The organism is Brevibacillus sp. SYP-B805 (assembly GCF_011059135.1).
Lineage (GTDB): Bacteria > Bacillota > Bacilli > Brevibacillales > Brevibacillaceae > Brevibacillus_F.
Genome location: NZ_JAALGD010000016.1, coordinates 51,031 through 69,769, shown reverse-complemented (window position 1 = coordinate 69,769; position 18,739 = coordinate 51,031). Strand labels below are relative to the sequence as shown.

Below are 18,739 nucleotides of genomic sequence, written 5' to 3'. Positions count from 1 at the left end.
GTTAGCGCAGGATGGAGGCGGCCATTCGCACATAAGTATGGCGCTTGCCCCTGATGACGATGGAGTACTGCATGATGTTTTCCGGAATGGCCATGCCGGCGACACCGGCATCGCCGATATGGTACATGTCCGCCCCTGCCATTTTGCTGAAAAGGGCGATTTGCCGGATGGTCGCTTCATCCGCCCCTTCCTGGCTCGTTCCGGTGGCCAGGAGGGAGAGCGCTCCGTGTTTGCGCACGAGATTGACCAGCCGTTTGCTTGCTTCAAGCGTGATCCCGGGGATCGTGCCGGGTGAGGGCAGCAGGATGACATCGGCGCCGGCCTCGATGAACCGGACGATGTCGCTTTCCCCCACGATCTCCTCCCCGGCTTCCCCTTCCACACCGGCTCCATGCATCTTGCCCGCGATGATCAGCGTCTCCTCGCCCATGGATTGACGCGCGGTCCGGATCGCTTTGGCGATCTCCGCGTTCGTCACGCCGGTTTTGGGGTTGCCGGTGAGGCAGACGAAGTCGAACCCGAGCCGCTTCGCTTCGCGGAACGTCGCTTCCGAGGCGATGCGGCCCTGCGGCAGGGTGACCAGCTCTTCCGCCTGTTTCGCCTGCAGGTCGACCGGCTCCAGATTCAGGCCGATCGGACGGCCGGTGTACGCCTTCAGGGTGGTGACAACCTGGTCAGGGTCTTCGACGGACAGCCCCTCCACGGCGGGATGAAAAACATCGAAAAAGTTAAGCAGAATCAGATCGGCACCGAATGCAGCCGCCATCTCCGCATTGGTAACGGCGGGATAGAGCGGCGTGCAGGCGCTGATCACCTCCGCCAAAAGAACGCGGCCCTCCGCCGCTTTGATCGACTGCTTCAGCTCTTTGCCCGTCATGTTTCGAAAATCGGAGGCTGTACAATCCAGCAAGCGTTTCATCTCCACCGCCATCCTTTCCAAAAGAATCCCCGGCGCAAGCCAAGCTTGTGCCGGGCGGGAGCTGCAACCGTTGTTACAGTTTTTTGATCTCGTCTTTCAACAGTTCGGACTGCGTGCCGAATACCACCTGCACGCTGCCTTGGCCCAGCTTCATCACGCCGGCCGCGCCAATGGCTTTCAGCCCTTTTTCATCCACCACGGTATCGTCCTTGAGGACCAGGCGCAGGCGGGTGATGCAGGCATCGATGCTGGTGATGTTCTCTTTTCCGCCGATCAGCGCCAGCACCTTCTCGGCTTTGTCGCGCAGGCTGGAAGCGCCGGCTGCTCCGGTTTCACCGGCAAACTCGTCTTCTTCCCGTCCCGGGGTCATCAGATTCAGCTTGACGATCATGATGCGGAACAGGAAGTAGTAGACCACGGCGAATACCAGGCCGATCGGAATAAGCAGGAGCGGCTTCGTCGCCAGCGGATAGTTCACCACGTAGTCAATGAACCCCGCAGAGAAGCCAAAGCCGTGTTTGATGCCCATCGCGGTTACCAGATAACCGGATACCCCCGTCAAAACGGCATGCACGACATAAAGCGCCGGGGCAACGAACATGAAGGCGAATTCAATCGGTTCCGTGATACCGGTGAGGAAAGAGGTCAGGGCGGTCCCCAAAAAGACCGAGGCGATCGCTTTGCGCTTCTCCGGTTTCGCGGTATGAATGATGGCGAGTGCCGCACCCGGCAGCGCGAACATCATGATCGGGAAGAAACCGGTCATGAACATGCCCGCATTCTTGTCGCCATGGAAGAAACGGTTAAGGTCTCCGTGCCACACCTGGCCAGCCGCGTCGGTGAAGTCACCGATCTGGAACCAGGCGATGGCGTTGATGACGTGGTGCAGCCCAAACGGAATGAGAATCCGGTTGAAGAACATGAACACGCCGGCGCCGACAGCCCCCAGGTTGACTACCCATTCCCCGAACGCATGCAGGGCATCCTGGATCGGTCCCCAGATCAAGCCAAACAGCAGCGCGATGATCACCATGCTGACAGACGTCACAATCGGCACAAAGCGTTTGCCGCCGAAGAAACCAAGCCAATCAGGAAGCTTGATGTCGTGGTACTTGTTGTAGAAATAAGCGGCCACACCGCCGGCGAGAATACCGCCGAGCACCCCCATGTTCAGCTTCGCGTCGTCCGGAATGAATGCGAACGCCGCCGGGACTTTGCCCAATACGGTCACCAGCACCTGATAGGCGATGACGGCCGCAAGCGCAGCCACCGCGTCTCCGGCAAGACCAATCGCGACCCCGATGGCGAAAATCAGCGATAAATTATCAAAAATTGCAGAGCCGCCAGCGAGAAGGAATGGAGCCACGTACTGGTTCAAAAAGCCCCCGACCGTCGCCCCCATGTGGAACTCCGTTTCGTAGTTGATCGCGCCGAAACGGAGCAGCAGGGCGGCTGCCGGCAGCGTGGCGACCGGCAGCATCAACGATCTGCCAATCTTTTGCAAAAAAGCTAACATACAAAAACCTCCTTTAAATAATGATGACATCTATTTCAGAAAGCTCCTCTTGGCGCCGCAGCAAAGAGGAACTTGTCTGACACTGGGAATGATTCAGCATACTTCCGCCATTCGACTGCAAGGGCAGCAGCGATGGCAGCGCTTTCAATGCCATGCTCCCCAGGTTGGAGGGCGGGACGCGCGCGCAGTCCCCCCTCCGTTTCCACGGTTACCTGGAATGGGACCATGCTGCTTCTCCTTTCATTTCAATCAACCGGGCGGCTTCCCGGTCGACAAGCAGGGTAACGTGCGGATGAAGCTGCAGGATGGAGGCGGGCACCTTCGGATCGACCACACCCGTGCAGATGTGGCTGACCGCTTCCGCCTTGCTTTTGCCATTGGCCAGCAGCAGGATGGATCTGGCGTTCATGATGCTTTTCACGCCCATCGTAATCGCCCTGCGCGGGACCTCTGCCTTGTCGTGGAAGAAACGGGCGTTGGCCTCGATGGTCTCCTCCGCCAGCTCCACCACATGGGTAGCCAGGGTATAGGTTTCATCCGGTTCGTTAAACCCGATATGCCCATTGGTGCCGATCCCGAGGATTTGCAGATCGATCCCGCCCGCCTCGGCGATCTCTTCTTCATACCGGCTGCAGACCGCTTCCGCATCAGTAAAAATCCCGGGAGGAAAATGAATCCGTTCGTTTTGCACATTAATCTTGGAAAACAGATTCTCCCACATGAAGCGGTAATAGCTTTGCGGATGTTCTCTCGACAAGCCCACGTATTCATCGAGATTAAAGGTGGTGATCCGGCTGAAATCGAGCTCCCCTCTGTCGTACATGCCGATCAGCTCCGCGTACAAGCCGAGGGGCGTGCTTCCGGTGGCGAAGCCGATTACGGCATCGGGCTTGTTTCTGATTTGGTCAGCGACGATCTGTGCCGCCTTCTGGCTCATTTCCCGATAATCTTCCGTCACGATAAGCTGGATCATGTGCCTCATCCCTCCCCGGACGCTACAGCTGTCACGTTCGCTTTCATTGCTTCAGATGGACCTCCATGACCGTACCGGTTCCCGCTTTCACCTCGGCCCCCGCCGTAAAGGTGATCTCTTCCACCCTATCCCGATTGGTCACGAGAATGGGAGTAATCGGTGAAAACCCGGCGTTCACAATGGCCGCCAAATCGAACTGGATCAGCTTGTCTCCCGCTTTCACTTCGTCACCGACGCTGACAAACGGCTTGAACCCCTCGCCGTTCAGCTTCACCGTGTCGATGCCGATGTGGATCAGGATTTCCAAGCCGCTGTCACTCACCAGACTGATGGCATGGTGGGTGGGAAACAGGAATGCCACCTTGCCGGCAACCGGCGCGACCAGCAAGCCTTCGGACGGCTCGATCGCCACGCCATCTCCGGCCATCTTTTGGGCGAAGACGGGGTCCGGCACTTCTTCGAGCGGCAGCACCTTCCCGCTGATCGGAGTAAGGAAACCGGCGGCAGCCTCCTGTTTTTTCTTGGAAAACCATTTCTGGAACATGGTAGCCCTCCCTTGGTGTACTTCCTTTTTAGCGTTTCCAGGTGCAGCAAAAAAGGCATGAGACAATGAGAAGAAAGGACCACCGTCCTTACTCTCCCATTGGCTCATGCCTGGTCGTACCAGTAACACGCCGCACGGATTATTCTTCTTTGGCTTCCAACTGCTGCAGCAGCCGGAACAAATGCATCGCGATATAGCCGACCTCGTCTTCCGGCACCACAACGTCCAGCTTCTCGGAAATCAATGCGCCCAGTTCCGCTGCCAACTCGTACGCCTGGGGCAGGGTGGTTTTGATCCGGTCCATCAGCGGATGGAGGATCGGCTTCCCCTGCCGGATGCGCTCGATGGCGTAGCGCAGGTGGGTGATTAACCGGGCATAATCCATGCTTTGCTTGTCGATGCGGGTGCCCGTGGCCTGCTCGATCCTTGCCACCAGCTCCGCCAGCACATTGGTGAACTGCACGGCTTTGGTCACAGGGATATAGCTGACGGCCGAGTGAATATGAAGGGCCAAAAAGCCCGACTCGCTTTCCGGCACCTTGATGTGAAACCGCTCCTCCATCATGCGGGCGGCCCGCTCCGCCAAGGCGTATTCCCTGGCGTACAGCGTCCGTATTTCAAACAGGAACGGATTGACGATTTCCAGGCCGTTGCGCAGCCGATGGATGGCAAAGTGGATATGATCCGGCAGCGCCACATGGATATGTTCATTGAGATCCGGCGAGATTTCCTTCGCCACCAGGCTGATGATCTCTTCCGCAATATCAATCACCGTCTGGTCGACCTGGTTGATGAGCGACTGATACTGGCGGAGATGCTGCTCCTGCTCCAGCCTGAACTTCTTCTCGATCCGCGCATCGCTGCGGTCCAGTTCGCTACCGACCTTCTGTCCAAACCCGATGCCCTTGCCGAGCAGAATGACTTCTTGATTGTCGGGCGGCTCATGGACCAGAACGATATTGTTGTTAAAAATACGGCCGATCACATATTTGCGTTCATCTGCCATCAGGAATCACCATCAACCTATTGTCGCGCATGCGGGAACAAGCAAAGCCGGAATAAAAAAAGCCAGAAAAAGACCTCGATGCGTTCCAAGAAATCTTTCTCTGGCTCATGCCTGTCGACCAGTAACACGCCATGAATAGTAGCGTTTTATTCATTTCATATTTATTGTATGGCAGCAAAACAACTCTTGTCAATCCACAATTCCGCGCAGCAGGAACCCGCCCGGCAGCCGCAAGCCTGCTGCCAGGCGGATTCCCCAAGATTGATTCGCTGTCACGCCGGCTTCCCCGTCACGCCAGCCGAATCAGCGGTGTTTCTCGGTCTCGGCAACCAACACGTCCACCTCATGTTGTTTCAGCGCTTCGGCCAGCTCCCCCTGAGGTTCCCGGTCAGTCACCAGCATATCGATCTGATCCCATCCGGCCACTTTGACGAACTGCTGAACATCAAACTTGGAGTGATCCGCCAGGACGATCACCTGATCCGCCCGCTTCATCATTTCCTTAAGCAGATGGCTCTCCTCTTCCGAAGGATTGGTCAGGCCGTTCCGCGCAATGCCCCCCGCTCCGATCAGCAGTTTATCCGCATGATACTCCGCCATCATCTCGATGGCCCGCTGGCCATACACAAAGCGATGCGCAGGATGGAAACAGCCTCCCAAAAGATACACCTTCGCCTGCTCCTTGCGCCCCACGATGGCGGCGATATCGATGGAATTGGTCACCACGACATTGTTCTTCGTCGTCAGGCACTCTGCGGCAAACAGGACGGTCGTGGATGCATCCATGATCAGGTAATCGTTGTCTTTGATCAACGACGCCGCCAGCAAGGCGATCCGGTGTTTTTCGCCGGATTCCATCTGCAGCCGCTCGGCGTAATTGTGGAATCGTTTCGAAAGCGTAGGCAGGATCGCCCCGCCCCGGGTACGTAAAATCAGCCCCTGCTCCTCCAGCTTTACGATATCCCGGCGGGCCGTATCGCGCGACACCCCGAACCGCTCGCAAATCTCCTGCACGCTCACCCGCTTGTGTTCCTGCAAATAGGCCATGATGGCATCCAGCCGTTCTTCCTGGTACATGCTTCGCCCTGCCATTCTGGAAGTATTTGCAATCATTATAAGCAATATCAAGTAATTTATCAAGCGTTATTAAGTGATAATAAGTAATTGCAAGGCATAAGAAGATCCTCCTTCCGGTCGAAAGGAGGATCCCCGTTCATGCTTCTTTATTCGTCATTCGTCGTCTTCGTCTTTATCCAGCAGGCCGTGATCGATCATGTAGCGGAGATTTTCCCGATCCCGCTCACGTCCCTTTTCCTTCAACCGCTCAATGGCCGGCAGGATCAGGATGTCAATCTCGCTCTGGACGATGCGGGCCAAATCATGGCGGTTCTGTTCCTCGAGAAAGCGGCCGACTTCCATCAGCGCATTGTAGCGCTCCAGTTCCTCTTTGGTCAGCAGCCCTCTCACCTGCACACTGGCATGCCGCATGTTTTTCCCTCTTTACAGTTTGACTTTGCTCAGCGCAAGGCCAACCCCGCCGATTTTATACAGATAGCGCAGGTCGCTCGCTTTCTTCATGAGAGCGGCGCTGGTGCCGAACAGCTTCTTGCCGCCCATGATGATCCCCATGCCTTCGCCTTTGCCCAGCGACGCCAGCGTCCCTTGCAGATTCGGCACAAACGGCTTCAGATGATCGCCGCGCACCAGGGCGACCAGGTTTTCGCCGCAGTTCTCGCCTTCCTGAACGGCGATCTGGGCTGTCGGCGGATACGGACGTCCTTCCGCGTTGAAGATCAGCGCGCAGTCCCCCACCACGAACACGTTCTCATAACCCGGGGCCCGGAGGTACTCATCCACTTTCACGCGGCCGCGCATCACTTCGAAACCGGACTTCTCCACGACGCTGTTGCCGCGCACGCCGCCGGTCCAGACCACGGTGCCCGCCTTGATCTCTTCGCCGGTCGCCAGCACAACCCCTTCCGGCGTGCACTGCTTGATCGGCGTATTGATGCGGAACTGGATGCCTTTGCGGGTCAGCACGTCCATCGCATAATCCACCAGTTCCTTGTCGAAGCCCGGCAGAGCGGTCGGAGCGGCCTCGATGTTGTAGATTTTGACCAGTTCGGGATCCACGTCAAATTCCTTGCACAGCTCCGGCACCCGATCCGCCAGCTCGCCGCAGAACTCGATGCCGGTAAAGCCCGCGCCCCCCACCACGAACGTGAGATAGTCGGTGCGGCTCGGTTCGTTTTTGTATTTGGCGAACATGTATTCAATATGCTCCCGGATCTGGCGGACAGCGTTGATGCTGCGGATGCTGAACGCATGCTCCCTGAGGCCCTCGATGCCGAATGTTTCCGGTTCGCTGCCCAATCCGATCACCAGGTAGTCATAGCGCAAAACGTCACCATTTTCCAACGTGACCGACTGTTCGGCTGGATCGATCGATTGCACCACGCCTTTGACGAAATGGATCTTCTTCATGTCAATGATGCGGTCCAGATCGACGCGCGCATGATCGGCGCTGGCGGTCCCTGCCGCCGGCTCATGCAGCCAGGTCGTGATGTAGTGATAGCTGTGCTTGTTGACGAGCGTCACTTCCGCTTCGTTGTAGTTCAGCTTCTTCTGCAGCTGCAGCGTTGTCAGCAGCCCGCCATACCCCGCTCCAAGAATGACGATTTTGGGTGTGCTCATGGTTGATCCCTTCCATTCCTATCTGTTTTTTGGGTGCCCGCCTGCAGTGCGTTCCTCCGCCGCAGCGGATCAGCCGTGTCATGGAACCGTCTGGAAGTTTGTGCCATTTTTCACGTAGGTAGGTATCTTTAAGGTGCCCAAAAAGAAAGGAAAATTGCGTGATCCGTATGAGTGCCAACAACCCATCTGTGAAAAAAAGCACAATCGAGTTCACAAACTGTTCACAATCAACTTCATATTAGCAGGAAACCGCTTCTTCTTGCAAGAGATAATTCGCAGGGAATCAGCAGGGAAACGCTCACTTTTTCTCCGCTTTTTTTCTGGTGGCAGGATGTTTATAATAGGAAAGTGTGCTCAGAATTCTGACATCTTTCTGGAGGTGCTTGGTTTGAGTTTGTTGCAAAGGGACGAGCAGATCTACGACATCACCGTTGTCGGTGGAGGCCCCGCCGGCCTGTTTACCGCGTTTTACGGGGGAATGCGTCAGGCCAGCGTCAAGATTATTGAAAGCATGCCCCAACTGGGTGGACAGCTTGCCGCTTTATATCCGGAAAAATATATCTATGACGTAGCCGGCTTTCCGAAAGTGCTTGCCCAGGATTTGGTCGACGGGTTGAAACAGCAGATTGCCCACTTTAACCCCACCATCTGCCTGGAAGAAAAAGTGGAAAACGTCGTCAAAAGAGACGATCAGGTTTTCGAACTGACGACGGACAAAGGCATCCACTACTCCCGCGCGGTCATCATCACGGCCGGTGTCGGCGCTTTCGAACCGCGCAGGCTGGAACACCCGGATGCCGCGAAATATGAAAAGTCGAACCTGCACTACTTCGTGACCGACCTGAATTCCTTTAAAGGACAGCGCGTGGCCGTCTTTGGCGGCGGCGACTCCGCCGTTGACTGGGCCCTGATGCTGGAGCCGATCGCGCAGGAAGTTCACCTGATTCACCGCCGCGACAAATTCCGTGCACACGAACACAGTGTCGAGACGCTGATGGCCTCCAAGGTAAACGTACTGACCCCTTACGAACTCACCCAGCTCCATGGCGGCGAGCGCATCGAACGTATTACCATCCAGAACAACAGCACCAAGGAAGAGAAACAGATCGACGTGGACGCGGTGATTGTCAACTTCGGCTTCATCTCTTCGCTCGGCCCGATCAAAAACTGGGGGCTGCAGCTGGAGAAAGGCGCCATCGTGGTCAACTCCAAAATGGAGACCAACATCCCCGGCATCTATGCTGCGGGTGACATCGCCACCTATCCCGGCAAGGTGAAGCTGATCGCCGTCGGTTTCGGCGAAGCGCCCACCGCCGTCAACAATGCGATGGCCTACATCAACCCGGATGCCAAAGTGCAGCCGCACCACTCTTCCAGCATGGAAGGCTTCAAGTAAGCGCAGCTCCCCTGTCTACAGACAGGGGAGCTTTTTTGGGGTTCCGACCGGCGCATCGCGGTGGGCGGCATCTTCGGTGCATATCCCTTCAAGCGGCTGCGCACAGTAGAGACAGGGGGTGCCTCACGTGAACCATCTCTGTCCCGTGTGCAACGGTTTGGCCGGACTCTATGCCGGCTGCCCGGACTGCGGCCGCAGCATGGAAGATGCCGGCCGCCTGTACGATTACTACGGCGATTACAGCCCGTACATGCCCATCGACGAGAGCAAGCTGTCCAACGGCCTGCCCGATCGGCAGCAGCACCTCTGCGTACATGTCGCCTGGTGTCCGTCCTGCCGCCGGGAGCAGCGGCTGGCGATCCCCGAGTGGACGGCTGCCGATCTCCAGACGGGGCTGTTTTCCTGAAAGAACTCTAGCTCTTCTTTTGCTCCAGCTTGGCCGCCAAGTGCCGGTTGACGGTCTTCACTTCGTCCAGCAGCTTTGGCAGCACGGCCCGGATGGCAGCCGCATCCTGCGACTTGATCGCGGCGTCGAACTCCTCGTGGACCTGCTTGAACGGCTGCAGGGCTTCCCGCAGCCCCTTCCTGTCTTTCCCTCCGTGTTCTTCCCGCCATTGGGCCAGTTGTTCCTTCATCTGTTCTTTCGTCAGCTCGCCTTTCGCCACCTTGGCTTTCAGCTCCTGCGCCAATTTGGTGAACTGCTCCCTGCGCGCCTGTCTTTCTGCATCGGAGGGTTGTTCTGTCGCTTTGCGCGCCTTCCACTCCGCTACCAGCCGTTCCCGCTCGGCAAATGCCGCTTTCCACTCCGCCACGCTGCCCGGGGTGTATTTCTCCGCCAGCAGGGTCAGGTACATTTTGCGGTGCGCCCCCAGAAACAGCGCATGGCGGCCGCGATGCTGTTTATGCGCCGGCTGATGCCCCTCCCATTGATGCTGGATGGTTTGCTTGAGCTGCCCGGGGATGGGGGCTCCCGGGTTCGTCCCTTCTTCCGCCCGCACGACAAACGGCACGGCGAGCGCACCGGCCAGCGCGGATGCCAGCAAGACTTGCTTCCAATGCTTCATGGTAGTCTGTCACTCCTTTTCGGTTTCAGGGCTTGATTACGGCCATAAAGGGGAAAAACGACAAGACATGGGAAACGGTGAGAAGGCTGCCGTCCCCCCTCCATGGCCGGCTGGAAATCTTTTGCCGATATTATAGTTAGTGCGCCGAAGAAGGGAGGATTATTCCCATGCCGCAAAGAAAGCTTTCGCCGCCAGCCTTATTTCCTCTTGACGCTGTCCCTGATCTCCGTCAGCAGCGCGATGATCTCCGCCTGCCTTTTGGAGTGGTTGTCCAGCTGCTTGATCAGGACATGCAGGCTGGACAGGGTCAGCATCGCAAACACGACTGCTCCGGCCAAAACCAAACCGTCCATTCCCATTCCCTCTTTTCCTTCACGAATTTCTGCTGTCGCAGCCCCGAACACCAATGAGGACAGCGCAATAAAACCCCGCCGACTTAAGCGCACGCTCCCCCCCAAAGGGTGAAAGTGCAAGAAAACCTTCCCGGCAATCTGGGATGGCATCCGCAGCGCCTGGGAAGGTTATCCTGATCAGTCTGTTGGTTGCTGTCCACTCACTCGTCGCACTTCTCCGCTTTCCCTTCGTCCGTCGCCGTGCGGAAGGAAGACCCGCAGCCGCAGGAAGCGATGGCGTTGGGATTGTGAATGGAGAAGCCTCCGCCCATCAACGACTCCTTGTAGTCGATCTCCGTACCTTTGATATATGCATAGCTGTCCTTGTCGACAACAATTTTGATGCCGTTCTGCTCGAAGGTTTGGTCGCCTTCCTTCATCTCCTGATCCCAACCCATGCCGTAGGTAAAGCCGCTGCAGCCCCCCGGGCGCACGCCGACGCGCAGAAACAGGTTGGGATTGTTTTCCGCCTGCAGCATCTCCTTCACTTTTTGGCTCGCTTGTTCCGTGAGCGTGATCATCATGATCCCTCCTTTGCAGCCATTGATCCATGAGGCAGGCCTAACGTGTGCACCGCCTCCCTTTCAGTATACCGAGAAAGCCGGCCGGGAACAAGGTTCCGCTGCCAACCTGGCCAAGCCCTGCCGGCCCAAACGCACAAAAGAGGGGGCACCCCCTCTTCATCAAGCGAAATTGGCTCTGTTTTCCAACAGGTAAAAGCGGTAAGGTTTTTTCTTTCGATCTGCCTTGGGCAGTCCATGATCCAGCCCCATCAGCTCATTGTGAAGTTCATCGATCTGTTTGCTGTATTTCAAAACGTCCGGATGATCCAAACCGTACTCTACACCGATCTTTACCATTTGCTGTCGAAGGAGTTCGATTTTCTCGAGCAATTTATCCTGCACCTTAATCTCCTCCATCACGCCTTAATGCCTATCATTTTACAGGAACAAATTGTAAATCGCAAATATATTTTCCTAGGACATTTGTCTTGGAAAGCCATTTTTTGTAAATTTTTGTATCTTACTGGATCTTTCCTTTCCTGACATACTTCTTGTATTGTTCCCCGCTGGAAAGAGATTTATAATAGATATGCTTTGAGAGGAATATCGGATGGCGAATGCCTGTCGCATGATGATCGAGCAGCACGCATATTTAACGAATGATGAAAAGGATGTGAGCCTTGTGGCAATTGAGACGCTTTCGACCCAGGACAAAGCATTGGCCGGGGTGGCGGAAAAGGTGATCAACGGAGAACGACTCACCCTCCAGGACGGACTGGCTCTCTATGAATCCGGAGACCTGCTGACGATCGGGCAGCTGGCCAATCTGGTCAACCAGCGCAAAAACGGGGATCGCGTTTACTTTATTCAGAACATGTACATCAATCCGACCAACGTCTGTGAGGCCCACTGCAAGTTCTGTGGCTTCCGTCGGGATCAGGGGGAAGAGGGCGCCTACACGATGAGCATGGATGAACTGCTCCATTACGTGGGCACCCGCTACCATGACGGCATCCGCGAGTTCCACATCGTCGGCGGCCACAACCAGCATGTCGGCTTCGATTACTATCTGGACACGATCCGGACGTTGAAAAAGGCGTATCCGCATGTGACGATCAAAGCGTATACAGGCGCGGAAATCGAATTCTTTTCGCGCATCGCGGGCCTGTCGTTCCGCGAAGTGATTGAGGAACTGATCAAGGCCGGCCTTGACACCCTGCCGGGCGGCGGCGCGGAGATCCTGACGGAGCGTTACCGGGAGAAGATGAGCCCGGAGAAAGCCAGCACCGATCAATGGCTGGAAGTCCATCGCACCGCCCATCAGCTGGGCCTGCGCACCCATGCCACCATGCTGTACGGCTCCATCGAGACGCGGGAAGAACGCCTGATCCACATGCTGCGGATCCGCGAACTGCAGGATGAGACCAACGGCTTCATGGTATTCATTCCGCTGGCCGTGCAGCCGAAGAAAGTGACCGCCGGGATCAAGCTGCGCACTTCCGCCATCGATGACCTGAAGACATTGGCGATCAGCCGCTTGATGCTGGATAACGTGCAGCATATCAAGGCTTACTTCATCAATATCGGCACGCAACTGACACAGGTATCCCTGACGATGGGAACCTCCGACGTCCACGGCACGCTGATTGAAGAGCGCATCAGCCATGCGGTGGGCGCCCTCACCCAACAGGCCTTGACCGTGGATGAGCTGGTCTGGCTGATTCGGGGGGCCGGCAAAAAAGCCGTTGAACGGGATACATTCTATCAAGTGATTAAGGAATACTAGTACATGAAGAAGGACCTTCCTAGAAAGGAAAGTCCTTCTCCCATTTATCCTGGTCTTCCTGTACTTTTTGTTTGATGCGCGCCAGCAGCTCTTCCGGCGAATCCGCCTCGACGTAATCCCCGTTGACCAGCGCAAACGGCTTCATGTAGCATTCACCGCAGTGGCCGAGACATCCGTATTCCATCACGTCCACATCCAAATCCGGAGCATTCTCCAACGCTTCCATGACCGGCTTGGTATAGGATGATACATTGCTGGAGCAAAATTCAACCAATGCTTTCATGTTTGTCACCTGTCTTTCTCATCCCTTATTGTACCTCGTTCCCGGGAAAAATCCAGCATTCACGCGATGGGAAAAAGATTCTTCTTGCATTTTTGTGGCAGTCGGACAAAAATAGAATGGGTACATTTTTCATGGTTTTTATTCGGTGAAGAAAGGAACAGACCTCGTATGAAGCAAATAGTCATCCTTGGGGGCGGCTACGGCGGACTGCGCATTCTGGAACGCCTGCTGGCCGCCGACTTGCCTGACGATGTAGGGATTACCTTGGTTGACCGAATGTCGTTTCACGGTTTGAAAACCGAGTATTACGCACTCGCGGCCGGAACGGAGCCTGAGCATGCGATTCGCGTTCCCTTTCCCAGCAACCCGCGCTTGCAGGTGAAGCTTGGCGAAGTGGTACGCGTCGATCTGGATACACAGCATGTTGTGTTTGCCGATGGCGATATGCTGCCCTACACCTGGCTGGTGATCGGGCTTGGCTGTGAAGATCGCTACCACGACATTCCGGGCGCAGACCTTTACACGTATTCGATTCAGACACTGAGCGCCACACGCACCACCTATGCCGCTCTCAACAACCTGAACCCGTACGACCAGGTAACCATCGTCGGGGGCGGCTTGAGCGGGGTGGAACTGGCTTCGGAACTGCGGGAGAGCCGTCCGGATCTGAATATCCGCATCCTCGACCGCGGGGAAAGCATCCTCAGCCCGTTTCCCCAAAAGCTGCGGCAGTACGCGTCCCAGTGGTTTATTGAACACGATGTGCAGTTGATTTCAAAGGCCAATGTCAACCGGGTGGAACCGGGCATCGTGTTCAACCACAATCAGCCGCTGGAGAGCCATGCGATCGTCTGGACAGCGGGCATTCAAGCCAACCGCATCGCCCGTGAGCTGCCGGTGGAACAGGACGGCATCGGACGGATTGTCCTGAACAGCTACCATCAGATTCCCACCCACCCCAACGTCTATGTGGTGGGAGACTGTGCGAGCCTGCCGCATGCACCGAGCGCCCAACTGGCCGAGGTGCAGGGCGAGCAGATCGCCATGCTGCTGGTGCGGGACACCAAAGGCGAAACCTATCCCCCCAGCCTGCCGCCGATCAAGCTAAAAGGGGTCCTCGGTTCCCTTGGCAAAAAAGAAGGCTTCGGCGTGATGGGGAAAGTTTCCCTCGTCGGTCAAATGCCGCGTGTCATGAAAAGCGGCGTCCTCTGGATGTACAAAAAACATCTCGGATAGCGTGTAAAAATCCCCCGGTTAACGGGGGATTTAGACTGATGACAAACTTCTGCTTGGGGTATGGAGTAATGGGGCCAGGTGAGCTCCTTTGACGACCGGCTCAGTGGAGAAACAAAGACGCGGGGTCTCAGGGGGCGTGAGTCTCACATCCCTGAGACGCCCAGATGTTGAGCCCCCTGCCCGCGTCGCGTTTCGGAGCGGACACGCCCCACTTCCTCGCGGGTCGTCAAGAGAGCGAGCAGGAACCATTACCCATGATCGACCAACGTTGTCTGCACATTGAATCCCCCGGTTAACGGGGGATTTTGGTTTTACCACTCATGTTTTTTGCACCTTTATCACGGGAATCTGCCTCACCACATAGGTTCCCTGCAGAATCTCGTCACTGATCACATTCAACTTCAGCAGCCCGTTGATTTTTCCTGCATCGGCCTTTGACACCAGCCGCCAGATCTCCTTGTCAGGCAGCGCCTTGTACAGGAGATTGTCATCATACTCCTTCCGTTCCTGGTAAGAAATAATGCACTTGTATGGACCGCTCTCCGCCGTGTACGGTCCCGGATACAGCTCCAGGATCTGTTTGCGCAGCGTCTCCACCTCCTCCTCGATCTCTTTTTGCAGCTGCTTCAATTCATAATATCGGGCAAAAATCTGCTCCATGCCGCCACCGCTCCTTTGTCCGAATTTCCCTACAGCCAGCCTATGCGGAGGCGGGGCGGCGAAGAACGAAAAAAGCTGCCGGTATAAAACCGGACAGCCTAATCTCTGTCAATTCCACACACGTCACCGGTGGAAGCAACGTCGATATGGATGGTTTCGGATGTGCTTGCGTTTGTAAAAGATACCCGTGCAAAGGTTTGTTGGACGGGACCTTTCGGCGTGTTATGCGTGTGTGTGTTGGCGCTGACTCCGGTCAGTCGATAGCCGGCTGCCGTTTCACCCAGATAGCTTTTCAAAAAGTCGGCCGCTTTCCGTTTTGCCGCTTCGTCAGCGGCCGGTTTGTTCAGGCTCGGATCAACGATCAGGAAGTTAAGGATCTCTCCCTTCTCATCAAACTTCATATAAATGCCCGGATACGGATTCGCCTTATCTTTTTGCAGATAGATTTTCGCTGTGCCGTCATCCCCTGCAATAATCCTTTCGACAGGATAATTCCGCATCAGAGGGAAAAGTGTCCGCATTTTTTCCAGCGTCCTTGCCGCATCCTCCGACAGGACGTCATTGGGCCTGACCCGTTTGTCCAGTTCCGCGCCGTACCAGGAATCGTAAGCAACGGGCAAGGTTTTCCTGCTGTATTCCAGGAAATCGCCGTTGTTCAGGAGCGTGATCTCCACATAGTCGGCCTTACCTGAATCTCCGCCAACAGGGGCTTTATAGTTGATCTGGGAATACAGCCGTTTTTTCTGCCCCAGTTCAAATGTCTCTATAGGCCAAACCGAGACCTTGTGATACATCTCTGCCTGTTTCCCCAAAAGGGCCTGCAGATACTCCTTCGACTTGGCGATCACTTCCTCAACAGGGATTTCTGTTGAAGACGGCCGTTTGCCCATCATGGTGATGCGCTGGACTTCCCCTGTTGTCAAGTCCAGTTCCAGTATGGCAAGTCCTGTCAGATCGTGTACGACTCCGTTCGGATCGACCGTTGCCGCATTCGGGTCCCGTTTAAGCAGGCCCACTGTCACCTTGTTCCGGACAAGGTCATTCACATCGATCTTGTCATACGATTTCAACTGTGGGAATGTTTGTCCCAAGCGCTCGATGGATTCAAACACGGCTTTGGGCAATTCGTCCGCCTTCGGCAATTTCTTGACCGGTTGAGCCGGTATCTTTGGTTGCGGTTCGGCCCACGCCGGAGAAATCGCCAGCAGGCTGACCGCCAGCAGCGCGCTTACCAGTTTGTTCATCTTCATCATACATCCTCTCCTACTCGCCAGATTGTGGAATGGTTTCCTCTATTAGTGCCGCCTTTCGCCAAAAGGTTACAAATCCACCCAATTTTTCAATTGCGTTTTCCTGTTCGGGCGTCAAATACCACGGGCTCCCGGGATAAGTCCGGCAGCGAATAGATGAAATCGGGCGCTGCCGTTGCGGTGCTTCCCGGTGTGCAGACCAACGCGGGCGGGGACTGCGCAAAGTATTGTCCGATGACCGCAGTTCCCGTCATGATGTTGGTCTGCTCCGGCCGACCATGAGGGATGCTGGCAAAATCGCCGGAGAAGCCGATGATCCGTCCATCCGTCATATCCATTGTGACGATGTACGGGTGCTCCAGAACCGGAATCTTGTCAAGGGCGGGGTGGAAACGGAATTCGAGGATGGAATCTTCGGCCCGCCGGTTGACATCCCCTACATAGAGCGAAGTGACTGGCAAAGGGAGATGCCGGGCCAGGAAACGAACGGCGATATCGCGTGCGTCTGCCTCGGATATCCTGATCATCTTCCGGCGGCCGGTAAGGGTCTGGGCCGCATCCGTGAAGGAAAAATGCGTGATCCGTCCGTCGCCGGCTGTTTCAACGCTCACGGTCGCAGCCTGCCCTTGTTTCCAGACATACCGGGAACCGCCATTCACCTTCTGCACCCCCGCGAACGACAGGCCGCTTACATCTATTCCCGTCTGTGTCCGCAGCAGATCGCTTGCCTCTTGCGGATTTGCCGCCGCAAACATCTGCTGCTGCGGTTCCACCTTCAGCAGAAAGGGATGCGGATAACGGGAAGAGGTAGGATCTTCCAACCCGTTAAAATGGCCTGATCGCGCATCCAGGTCGGCCAGCTTTGGCAGCACGTAAACAACGGACGATGATTTTTCGCTGTAGTACAAGCGAAGGCGGCTGGCTACCATGTTGGTCAGCTGGTCATGCGTGATCAGGCTGCGCGCTTGAGCAATCGCCTGCTGATCGATGGGATGGGCCGCGATCAATCGCTTCACCGTTCCCATGCTGTCGACCGTGACCACCATCTTGCTGCCAGATACCGGGACGCCGTTAACGAAGCGGCTGAAGCTCACGTCAAACAGGGAAGGCTGCCGGGGGGAAACCGCCGTGGCCCGATACTCTTCCACATTCCTCTCCCCCACCAGGTCGCCAAGGAACTGTCTGGCGCTTGTCACAATCCGCTGATCCCCGATGGCCTGACTCACGTCCGGAGTGACACTTTCTCCCTGTGTGCTTGTGCCATTCGCCTGAGCTGTCGGGGAGGGGGGGAGGTTGCCGGTATCTTCCTGCTGTCCCACCGTTGACGGGGGATGCTGCTCGTTGCCTGGCTCCTGGGACCATTCGCGTGTGGAAGAGCGCTCAGCCTGCTGCTGCATCAGGGAGTGAAGGGGGGACTGGATCACCTTTTGCCCGGACGCTGAAAACAACCACACCAGCAAAAAAAGGCAGACCGCAGCTGCGGTGCTTCGACTGGCGATTCGCCACATCTGACGCTTGTGCTGCATGCTCCTTATTTTTTCCAAACATGCCATCTCCAACTTTTTCACAAAGGCTTTGTCCGGCTCGAAACCATCAAGCTGTTCCATCATTCGTCGCAGCTGCTGCTCATTTAGCCAGTCCATTTGCCCACTCTCCTATTCTTGACGGGTGTAACCTTTCCTGAAGCATCTTGCAAGCGCGATGGTAATCCACCTTTACCTTTGCTTCCGAACACCCCAAGATTTCCGATGTTTCTTTGATACTGCATTCCTTGAGGCAGCGAAGGATGAATACCATCCGGTACTGTGTCTTCAAGCCCTGCAGGGCACTGATGAGCTCCCGGACCCCTTCTTTGCTGTCCAATTCCGCTTCCGGCAGCCCTTCCTTCGTCCGGAGACTTTGCAGCAGGGTATCTGAAAAAAAGGTGGTCAGCCGTTTTTTGCGGTACCAGTACCTTGCCTTGTTCTTGGCAATGCCCAGAATCCAGGTTTTCAAATGGGAGCGCCCTTCAAAGGTGTCAAGAACCTTCACGACCGTCAGGAATACTTCCTGTGTCAAGTCCTCCGCATCGCTTTTATGACCCGTAAAACAAAAGAGAAACTGATAAACGTCCCGATAATATTGTTGGTACAGCGCTGAAAATCTCTGCTCCGTCGTTTGATTGTGATCCAAATCGATCGCTCCTTGCCAGACCAAACGAAAATGGAAATCTTTTTATGCTTTGGTAACATTCCCCCTTCAAAAGGTTACAAATTTTTTCCGGTGAGGCAACATTTTTCTTTCGGAGGATTACTATTCGCAGCGGACACGGCCAACTTCACATGCTGATTCTCAAGAAAGCAATCGGTCCCCCATGACAGGACGTACATTGTCGAAATACAAAAAGACGGGATTGCTCCCGTCTTCTCGTGTGTAAACAAATTCCTTTTTTGTATGGGGAATGGTTCCTGCTCGCTCTCTTGACGACCCGCGAGGAAGTGGACCGTGTCCGCTCCGAAACGCGACGCGGGCAGGGGG

Annotated in this window: 21 protein-coding genes; 4 read left to right on the top strand and 17 right to left on the bottom strand. The window is 55.8% G+C overall.

Annotation, left to right across the window (positions count from 1 at the left end; all coding sequences use genetic code 11):
• Position 1: 1 nt before the first annotated feature.
• The 8 genes from G3578_RS17605 to G3578_RS17570 all read right to left on the bottom strand — a co-directional run bounded on the left by G3578_RS17605 (position 2) and on the right by G3578_RS17570 (position 7,652).
• A complete protein-coding gene (locus tag G3578_RS17605; RefSeq protein ID WP_165214341.1) occupies positions 2 to 919 on the bottom strand; it encodes a DUF7916 family protein in 918 nt (305 codons plus the stop codon).
• A gap of 73 nt (positions 920 to 992) precedes the next feature.
• Complete coding sequence (gene nagE, locus G3578_RS17600) at positions 993 to 2,435, bottom strand: N-acetylglucosamine-specific PTS transporter subunit IIBC (RefSeq protein ID WP_165214339.1); 1,443 nt, start codon at positions 2,433 to 2,435, stop codon at positions 993 to 995.
• Between the two features lie 208 nt (positions 2,436 to 2,643).
• Positions 2,644 to 3,405, bottom strand: a complete 762-nt coding sequence (gene nagB / locus G3578_RS17595; RefSeq protein WP_165214381.1) for a glucosamine-6-phosphate deaminase — start codon at positions 3,403 to 3,405, stop codon at positions 2,644 to 2,646.
• A 46-nt stretch (positions 3,406 to 3,451) separates the two neighbouring features.
• Positions 3,452 to 3,952: a PTS sugar transporter subunit IIA gene (locus tag G3578_RS17590; protein WP_165214337.1), complete on the bottom strand. Its 501-nt coding sequence runs from the start codon at positions 3,950 to 3,952 to the stop codon at positions 3,452 to 3,454.
• A gap of 139 nt (positions 3,953 to 4,091) precedes the next feature.
• Complete coding sequence (gene glcT, locus G3578_RS17585; RefSeq protein ID WP_165214335.1) at positions 4,092 to 4,958, bottom strand: glucose PTS transporter transcription antiterminator GlcT; 867 nt, start codon at positions 4,956 to 4,958, stop codon at positions 4,092 to 4,094.
• A gap of 303 nt (positions 4,959 to 5,261) precedes the next feature.
• Positions 5,262 to 6,035 carry a DeoR/GlpR family DNA-binding transcription regulator gene (locus G3578_RS17580; protein WP_165214333.1) on the bottom strand — a complete coding sequence of 258 codons (774 nt, stop codon included), beginning with the start codon at positions 6,033 to 6,035 and terminating at the stop codon, positions 5,262 to 5,264.
• Positions 6,036 to 6,188: 153 nt separating this feature from the next.
• Positions 6,189 to 6,446 carry a V-type ATPase subunit gene (locus G3578_RS17575; RefSeq protein ID WP_165214331.1) on the bottom strand — a complete coding sequence of 86 codons (258 nt, stop codon included), beginning with the start codon at positions 6,444 to 6,446 and terminating at the stop codon, positions 6,189 to 6,191.
• A 12-nt stretch (positions 6,447 to 6,458) separates the two neighbouring features.
• Entirely contained in the window at positions 6,459 to 7,652 is a 1,194-nt protein-coding gene (locus G3578_RS17570) for an NAD(P)/FAD-dependent oxidoreductase (protein ID WP_165214329.1), read from the bottom strand.
• A 388-nt stretch (positions 7,653 to 8,040) separates the two neighbouring features.
• Between G3578_RS17570 and G3578_RS17565 the strand changes: the two genes are divergently transcribed.
• Both G3578_RS17565 and G3578_RS17560 read left to right on the top strand, forming a co-directional pair.
• Positions 8,041 to 9,048, top strand: coding sequence for an NAD(P)/FAD-dependent oxidoreductase (locus tag G3578_RS17565; protein WP_165214327.1), 1,008 nt, complete (start codon positions 8,041 to 8,043; stop codon positions 9,046 to 9,048).
• Positions 9,049 to 9,175: 127 nt separating this feature from the next.
• The gene (locus tag G3578_RS17560; RefSeq protein WP_165214325.1) at positions 9,176 to 9,454 is read left to right on the top strand and encodes a hypothetical protein; all 279 of its coding nucleotides are present in this window, start codon (positions 9,176 to 9,178) and stop codon (positions 9,452 to 9,454) included.
• Between the two features lie 7 nt (positions 9,455 to 9,461).
• On the opposite strand, the gene G3578_RS17555 is transcribed toward G3578_RS17560, so the two are convergent.
• From G3578_RS17555 to G3578_RS17540, 4 genes are all read right to left on the bottom strand, one after another.
• Positions 9,462 to 10,112, bottom strand: coding sequence for a hypothetical protein (locus tag G3578_RS17555; RefSeq protein ID WP_165214323.1), 651 nt, complete (start codon positions 10,110 to 10,112; stop codon positions 9,462 to 9,464).
• 197 nt (positions 10,113 to 10,309) lie between these two features.
• Positions 10,310 to 10,465 carry a hypothetical protein gene (locus G3578_RS17550; protein ID WP_165214321.1) on the bottom strand — a complete coding sequence of 52 codons (156 nt, stop codon included), beginning with the start codon at positions 10,463 to 10,465 and terminating at the stop codon, positions 10,310 to 10,312.
• A 200-nt stretch (positions 10,466 to 10,665) separates the two neighbouring features.
• Complete coding sequence (gene erpA / locus G3578_RS17545) at positions 10,666 to 11,025, bottom strand: iron-sulfur cluster insertion protein ErpA (RefSeq protein ID WP_165214379.1); 360 nt, start codon at positions 11,023 to 11,025, stop codon at positions 10,666 to 10,668.
• Between the two features lie 162 nt (positions 11,026 to 11,187).
• Entirely contained in the window at positions 11,188 to 11,409 is a 222-nt protein-coding gene (locus G3578_RS17540) for a Spo0E family sporulation regulatory protein-aspartic acid phosphatase (protein WP_165214319.1), read from the bottom strand.
• 280 nt (positions 11,410 to 11,689) lie between these two features.
• Here G3578_RS17540 and mqnE point away from each other — a divergent pair, with 280 nt between their 5' ends.
• Positions 11,690 to 12,793 (top strand): aminofutalosine synthase MqnE, encoded by a 1,104-nt coding sequence (mqnE, locus tag G3578_RS17535; protein WP_165214317.1) that lies wholly within the window; start codon positions 11,690 to 11,692, stop codon positions 12,791 to 12,793.
• A gap of 19 nt (positions 12,794 to 12,812) precedes the next feature.
• On the opposite strand, the gene G3578_RS17530 is transcribed toward mqnE, so the two are convergent.
• Positions 12,813 to 13,076, bottom strand: a complete 264-nt coding sequence (locus tag G3578_RS17530) for a DUF1450 domain-containing protein (RefSeq protein WP_165214315.1) — start codon at positions 13,074 to 13,076, stop codon at positions 12,813 to 12,815.
• A gap of 168 nt (positions 13,077 to 13,244) precedes the next feature.
• Here G3578_RS17530 and G3578_RS17525 point away from each other — a divergent pair, with 168 nt between their 5' ends.
• A complete protein-coding gene (locus G3578_RS17525) occupies positions 13,245 to 14,312 on the top strand; it encodes an NAD(P)/FAD-dependent oxidoreductase (RefSeq protein ID WP_165214313.1) in 1,068 nt (355 codons plus the stop codon).
• Positions 14,313 to 14,630: 318 nt separating this feature from the next.
• Here the strand turns inward: G3578_RS17525 and G3578_RS17520 are convergent, their stop codons facing one another.
• The 4 genes from G3578_RS17520 to G3578_RS17505 form a co-directional block, all read right to left on the bottom strand.
• Positions 14,631 to 14,972, bottom strand: a complete 342-nt coding sequence (locus G3578_RS17520) for a hypothetical protein (protein ID WP_165214311.1) — start codon at positions 14,970 to 14,972, stop codon at positions 14,631 to 14,633.
• A gap of 98 nt (positions 14,973 to 15,070) precedes the next feature.
• Positions 15,071 to 16,225 (bottom strand): hypothetical protein, encoded by a 1,155-nt coding sequence (locus G3578_RS17515; RefSeq protein WP_165214309.1) that lies wholly within the window; start codon positions 16,223 to 16,225, stop codon positions 15,071 to 15,073.
• Between the two features lie 86 nt (positions 16,226 to 16,311).
• The gene (locus G3578_RS17510) at positions 16,312 to 17,865 is read right to left on the bottom strand and encodes a hypothetical protein (protein ID WP_165214307.1); all 1,554 of its coding nucleotides are present in this window, start codon (positions 17,863 to 17,865) and stop codon (positions 16,312 to 16,314) included.
• Positions 17,849 to 18,394: an RNA polymerase sigma factor gene (locus G3578_RS17505; RefSeq protein ID WP_165214305.1), complete on the bottom strand. Its 546-nt coding sequence runs from the start codon at positions 18,392 to 18,394 to the stop codon at positions 17,849 to 17,851. Before G3578_RS17505 ends, G3578_RS17510 begins: the two co-directional genes overlap by 17 nt.
• Positions 18,395 to 18,739: the final 345 nt, after the last annotated feature.